Source organism: Gleimia hominis, from assembly GCF_032085515.1.
GTDB lineage: Bacteria > Actinomycetota > Actinomycetes > Actinomycetales > Actinomycetaceae > Gleimia > Gleimia hominis.
The window spans coordinates 1-5,740 of the sequence record NZ_JASXSX010000010.1; the positions used below are offsets into that span (position 1 = coordinate 1).

3 rRNA genes are annotated in these 5,740 nt (G+C 52.9%); all 3 read left to right on the forward strand.

From position 1 onward, the window contains the following. Positions 1-164: 164 nt before the first annotated feature. Positions 165-1,721: ribosomal RNA gene (locus QS713_RS09065) — 16S ribosomal RNA — on the forward strand. Positions 1,722-2,124: 403 nt separating this feature from the next. Further along, a 23S ribosomal RNA gene (locus QS713_RS09070) occupies positions 2,125-5,273 on the forward strand. Positions 5,274-5,568: 295 nt separating this feature from the next. Next, positions 5,569-5,686, forward strand: a 5S ribosomal RNA gene (gene rrf / locus QS713_RS09075). Together the 16S, 23S and 5S rRNA genes form the textbook arrangement of a ribosomal RNA operon. The last annotated feature ends 54 nt before the right edge of the window (positions 5,687-5,740 follow it).

The window sequence follows — 5,740 nt, forward strand, 5'->3', positions numbered from 1 at the left end:
TGGTGGGGTTGTTTGTGAACTTGATAGTGTGTTTTCTTGGCTTTTTTTGCTTTTTGTTTTTGTTTTTTCTTTTGTTTTTTGGTTGGGGTTGGCTGCTGCTGGTTGCTTGCTGGTTTTTGCTGGTGGGTGGTTGGTGGTGGTTTGCTTTCTGAATGTTTTGTTTTTGTTTGGAGAGTTTGATCCTGGCTCAGGACGAACGCTGGCGGCGTGCTTTACACATGCAAGTCGAACGGGATCCATCTTTAATCTTTTTGGTTTTTGGTGGTGAGAGTGGCGAACGGGTGAGTAACACGTGAGTAACCTGCCCTTTTCTTTTGGATAACCGCATGAAAGTGTGGCTAATACGGGATATTCTGCTTCCTTCGCATGGGGGTGGTGGGAAAGGCTTCAATGTTTTTGTTGTTGTGGATTGGGATGGGCTCGCGGCTTATCAGCTTGTTGGTGGGGTGATGGCTTACCAAGGCTTTGACGGGTAGCCGGCCTGAGAGGGTGGGCGGTCACATTGGGACTGAGATACGGCCCAGACTCCTACGGGAGGCAGCAGTGGGGGATTTTGCACAATGGACGCAAGTCTGATGCAGTGACGCCGCGTGAGGGATGACGGCCTTCGGGTTGTAAACCTTTTTCGCTGGGTTGAAAGGCCGCTTTTGTGGTGGTTGATTGATACTGGTAAAGAAGTACCGGCTAACTACGTGCCAGCAGCCGCGGTAATACGTAGGGTACTAGCGTTGTCCGGTTTTATTGGGCGTAAAGGGCTTGTAGGTGGTTTGTCGCGTCTGTCGTGAAATCCCATGGCTTAACTGTGGGCTTGCGGTGGGTACGGGCAGGCTTGAGTGCGGTAGGGGAGACTGGAATTCCTGGTGTAGCGGTGGAATGCGCAGATATCAGGAGGAACACCGGTGGCGAAGGCGGGTCTCTGGGCCGTTACTGACGCTGAGGAGCGAAAGCGTGGGGAGCGAACAGGATTAGATACCCTGGTAGTCCATGCTGTAAACGTTGGGCACTAGGTGTGGGGGGCCGTTTTGGTTTTCTGCGCCGTAGCTAACGCATTAAGTGCCCCGCCTGGGGAGTACGGCCGCAAGGCTAAAACTCAAAGGAATTGACGGGGACCCGCACAAGCGGCGGAGCATGCGGATTAATTCGATGCAACGCGAAGAACCTTACCAAGGCTTGACATGCACCGGGCGGGGTTTTAATCGGCTCTTCTTTTTGCTGGTGTGCAGGTGGTGCATGGTTGTCGTCAGCTCGTGTCGTGAGATGTTGGGTTAAGTCCCGCAACGAGCGCAACCCTTGTCTAGTGTTGCCAGCAACACCGTTTTGGTGGTTGGGGACTCTCTAGGGACTGCCGGGGTTAACTCGGAGGAAGGTGGGGATGACGTCAAATCATCATGCCCCTTATGTCTTGGGCTTCACGCATGCTACAATGGATGGTACAGAGGGTTGCGATACTGTGAGGTGGAGCTAATCTCTTAAAGTTGTTCTAAGTTCGGATAGTAGTCTGCAATTCGACTGCTTGAAGGTGGAGTCGCTAGTAATCGCAGATCAGCATTGCTGCGGTGAATACGTTCTCGGGTCTTGTACACACCGCCCGTCACGTCACGAAAGTTGGTAACGCCCGAAGCCCGTGGCCTTATGGGGAGCGGTCGAAGGTGGGATTGGCGATTGGGACGAAGTCGTAACAAGGTAGGCGTACCGGAAGGTGCGGCTGGATCACCTCCTTTCTAAGGATTTTTGTTTTTGCTTGCTGGCTTGGTTTGTTCCTGCTGGTGTTTGGTGGGGGCTGGGTTGGTGGGTGTCCTTGGTTTTGGATTTTATTTTAAAGATTAAACAAGAGCTTTGAGTGCTTGGGGGCGTGTTTTTGCGTTTCTGGGTTTGGCTGGGATTAGTTTGCTGGTGCTGCGCGAGAGTGTGTGGTGTTGGTGGGGCATGCTATCGGGTTTAGGGTCAATTCCTTTGTGGCCTTTTGGCTTCCTGGTTCTGCTACTACTGTTGTTGTTGTGGTGGTGGGGTTGGGGTGGTTGGGTTGTTGGTGAACTGTATAGTGGTTGCGAGCATCTTTTTGTTTGTTTTCTTGTTTTTTTGTTGTTGTTTTTTGTTTGTGTTCTCTTGTTTTTGGGTTTGGTTTGTTTTTTGTTTTGGGGCGTTCGGTGGATGCCTTGGTGCTTGGAGCTGATGAAGGACGTGGTGGTCTGCGATATGCCTTGGGGAGTTGACGAGCGAGCTGTGATCCAGGGGTTTCCGAATGGGGTAACCTGACTGGGCTTTGGCCTGGTTACCAGCCTTTGAATGTATAGGGGGTTGGGGGGAACGTGGGGAAGTGAAACATCTTAGTACCTGCTGGAAGAGATATTCTGTGAGTAGTGGTGAGCGAAAGTGGATGATGGCTAAACTGTGTGCGTGTCAAGGCGGCAGCTGTTGCGCATGTGGGGTTGTGGGATATGTTTTTTGGTTCTTCTGCCGGGGGCCGGGTAGTGATAAATGCAAGTGGGGAGCTGAATAGTTTGGGATGGCTGACCGTAGTGCGTGATAGTCGTGTAGGTGGTTCCTGTTTGCCTGCCTTTTATGTGTCCCGAGTAGCAGTGGGCTCGTGGAATCTGCTGTGAATCTGCCCAGACCACTGGGTAAGCCTGAATACTACCAAGTGTCCGATAGTGGATAGTACCGTGAGGGAATGGTGAAAAGTACCCCGAGAGGGGAGTGAAATAGTGCCTGAAACCGTGCGCTTTTAATCCGTCAGAGCCAGTCGACCGTGGGGTTTCCCGTGGTTGTGGTGATGGCGTGCCTATTGAAGAATGAGCCTGCGAGTTAGTGGTGCGTGGCTTGGTTAACCCTTTGTGGGGTAGTCGTAGCGAAAGCGAGTCTTAATGTTTTTGGGCGTTTGTGGTTGCGTGCTCTAGACCCGAAGCGGGGTGATCTACCCATGGCCAGGTTGAAGCGATTGTAGTAGGTCGTGGAGGACCGTACCCACCTAGGTTGAAAACTGGGGGGATGAGTTGTGGGTAGGGGTGAAAGGCTAATCAAACTCCGTGATAGCTGGTTCTCCCCGAAATGCATTTTGGTGCAGCGTTGCGTGGGCCGGGTGGTGGTAGAGCTACTGGTTGGTTGAGGGGCCGTTTGGTTACTGACGTCAGCTAAACTCCGAATGCCATTTCTGGTTTTTGCGTGGCAGTGAGACTGTGGGGGATAAGCTTCATAGTCGAGAGGGAAACAGCCCAGATCATCGGTTAAGGCCCCTAAGGGTGTGCTGAGTGGGAAAGGATGTGCAGTTGCATTGACAATCAGGAGGTTGGCTTAGAAGCAGCTATCCTTGAAAGAGTGCGTAATAGCTCACTGGTCGAGTGATTGTGCGCCGACAATTTAGCGGGGCTTAAGCACGCCGCCGAAGCCGTGGCAGCATAATGGTTTTTTTGTTGTGTTGGGTAGGGGAGCGTCCTGCGTGTGGTGAAGCTGGCACGAAAGTGTTGGTGGAGTGCGTGGGAGTGAGAATGCAGGCATGAGTAGCGTTTGACGGGTGGGAATCCCGTCCGCCGATTGACTAAGGGTTCCAGGGCTAGGTTTATCCGCCCTGGGTTAGTCGGGTCCTAAGGCGAGGCCGACAGGCGTAGTTGATGGATGACCAGTTGATATTCTGGTACCGGTGTTGTTTCGATCGTGCTGACAAAGTTGTGCTAACCATCATCCACAATGCAGCCGCGCCTCTTTCGGGAGGGTGGTTGTGGGTGGGTTTTGGGGTCCCTTCTTGGGTAGGCAAGCGCGTTAACAGGGGTGACGCATTGAGGTAGCCTGCGCTGGCCGGTGGTTGTGCCAGTCTAAGGTTGTGGCCTGCTGCCCTGGTAAATCCGGGTGGCTGCACTGTTGTGCGAGGGTGAGGGCTGATGGGCCTGCACGCGTTGGCGTGTGGGTGTGGGTGATCCTGTGGTGTCTAGAAAAGCCTCGGCGTTAGAAGCAATACTGCCCGTACCCATAACCGACTCTGGTGGTCAGGTAGAGTATACCGAGGCGGCGAGTTAATCATGGTTAAGGAACTCGGCAAAATGCCCCCGTAACTTTGGGATAAGGGGGGCCAAACCCGGACGCTGATTGTACTTTTAGTGGTTTGGGTTTGGTCGCAGTGATTTGGCAGAAGCGACTGTTTATCAAAAACATAGGTGTGTGCGAAGCCGTAAGGCGATGTATACGCACTGACGCCTGCCCGGTGCTGGAAGGTTAAGCGGAAGGCTTAGCCACCCTGTTGGGTGGCGAGGGTTTGAAGTTAAGCCCCAGTAAACGGCGGTGGTAACTATAACCATCCTAAGGTAGCGAAATTCCTTGTCGGGTAAGTTCCGACCTGCACGAATGGCGTAACGACTTCTGCGCTGTCTCGACCATGAACTCGGTGAAATTGCAGTACGAGTAAAGATGCTCGTTTCGCGCAGCAGGACGGAAAGACCCCGGGACCTTTACTATAGCTTGGTATTGGTGGTTGGGTGTGTTTGTGTAGGATAGGTGGGAGACTTTGAAGCGCTCATGCTAGTGGGTGTGGAGTCGTTGTTGAAATACCACTCTGATACTTCTGATTGTCTAACTTTCGCCCGTGATCCGGGTGGGGGACAGTGCCTGGTGGGTAGTTTAACTGGGGCGGTTGCCTCCTAAATGGTAACGGAGGCGCTCAATGGTCTTCTCAGCCTGGTTGGTAATCAGGTGTTGAGTGTAAGTGTAGAAGAAGGCTTGACTGTGACACTGACGGGTGGAGCAGGTACGAAAGTAGGAACTAGTGATCCGGCAGTTGCTTGTGGAAGCGCTGTCGCTCAACGGATAAAAGGTACCCCGGGGATAACAGGCTGATCTTGCCCAAGAGTTCATATCGACGGCATGGTTTGGCACCTCGATGTCGGCTCGTCGCATCCTGGGGCTGGAGTTGGTCCCAAGGGTTGGGCTGTTCGCCCATTAAAGCGGTACGCGAGCTGGGTTCAGAACGTCGTGAGACAGTTCGGTCCCTATCCGCTGCGCGCGTTTGGAAACTTGTGAAGGCCTGTCCCTAGTACGAGAGGACCGGGACGGACGAACCTCTGGTGTGCCAGTTGTACTGCCAGGTGCATGGCTGGTTGGCTACGTTCGGTAATGGATAACCGCTGAAAGCATCTAAGCGGGAAGCCGGCTTCGAGATAAGGTTTCCCTCCCACACCTTGGTGTGGGGTGAGACTCCCAGTAGATGACTGGGTTGATAGGCCAGGTGTGTAAGCCTTGTGAGGGGTTTAGCTTACTGGTACTAATAGTCAAACAGGAAAAACAAGCTCTAAAAACCCAGAAGGTTTAGTGAGTGGTTACTGGTGATAGTGCAGTTAACGTAGGGCATTGTCCCACGGGCACTAACCACGGGAACTACTTGTTGAAACAATGGGGGCATGAGCAGGAAACAATCCTCCTGACACACAGCGCACTGCTTAGTGCAATGTGGTGTTAGCGGGAGCAAGCAAGGAATAACGAGACAAGCAAACAGTAATTGGTTTGCGCGCATACCACTATACGGTTCACCACCAACCAACCCCACAAGCCAACCAAGGCAGGGGGGTTGACGCACTTGTTTTGTGTGGTGGTCATAGCCTAGGGGAAACGCCCAGTATCCATTCCGAACCTGGAAGCTAAGCCCTAGCACGCTGATGGTACTGCAACCGGGGGGTTGTGGGAGAGTAAGACACCGCCACACACAAAACACATTAAACAATTTGGGGGCCGGCACACACTAGTGCCGGCCCCCAAA